Below are 823 nucleotides of genomic sequence, written 5' to 3'. Positions count from 1 at the left end.
GCAAGCATCCGGATGAAGCGTGGAAATACATTACATTCATGACGTCTCAGGCAACGCAGAACCAGTACGCCAAGCTCAGCCTGCCGATCTGGTCCTCGTCCTATGATGATCCTGCCGTTTCCAAGAATCAGGAAGAACTGATTGCGGCGGCCAAGGTCAGTCTTGCTGCGATGTACCCGCGCCCGACGACACCGAAATATCAGGAGCTTTCGACAGGACTGCAGCAGGCAATTCAGGAAGCGCTTCTGGGGCAGGCCGCCCCGGAGGATGCATTGAAGACTGCCGTCGAGAACAGCGGTCTCTGATAGCGATGATGAAGGCGGCAGGTACTCCTTCCGCCTTCATTTTTCCCAATGATTGATTTTGTGGCAGGCTTCATTTCATGACGAGCACCTGGATCACCACCCGCGCATGGCTCCTGATGCTGCCGCTCCTGATCGTCATGGTTGCGATTATCGGTTGGCCGCTCGTCGATACGGTGCGGCTCTCCTTCACCGATGCCAAGCTGGTCGGCACCGAAGGCAGTTTCGTTGGCCTCGATAATTATGTGAAGATACTTTCCGGTTCGAATTTTCAGCGCACGCTAATCACTACCTTCTGGTTTGCCGTTCTCTCCGTATCGGCGGAGATGGTTATCGGCGTTCTTGCTGCCCTGCTACTCAACCAGCAGTTTTATGGTCGTTCCATCCTGCGCGCGCTGATGATCCTGCCCTGGGCGCTGCCGACCGTGGTCAATGCCACGCTGTGGCGGCTGATCTATAATCCCGAATATGGTGCACTCAACGCGATGCTGATGCAGTTCGGCCTTATCGATGCCTATCGT

General features: G+C 55.4%; 1 protein-coding gene and 1 pseudogene. Both read left to right on the top strand.

Features of this window, described 5'->3' with window-relative positions; genetic code table 11:
* A pseudogene (locus tag ACXJ5O_RS28680) lies at window positions 1-305 on the top strand (extracellular solute-binding protein); the annotation flags it as partial.
* 77 nt (window positions 306-382) lie between these two features.
* Window positions 383-823 (top strand): carbohydrate ABC transporter permease (locus ACXJ5O_RS28675; RefSeq protein WP_457302868.1); only part of this gene is annotated, 441 nt, incomplete at its 3' end.

The organism is Phyllobacterium sp. P5_D12, from assembly GCF_054049495.1.
The sequence above is the reverse complement of the archived record's forward strand: the minus strand, read 5'-3'. Positions and strand labels throughout refer to the sequence as shown.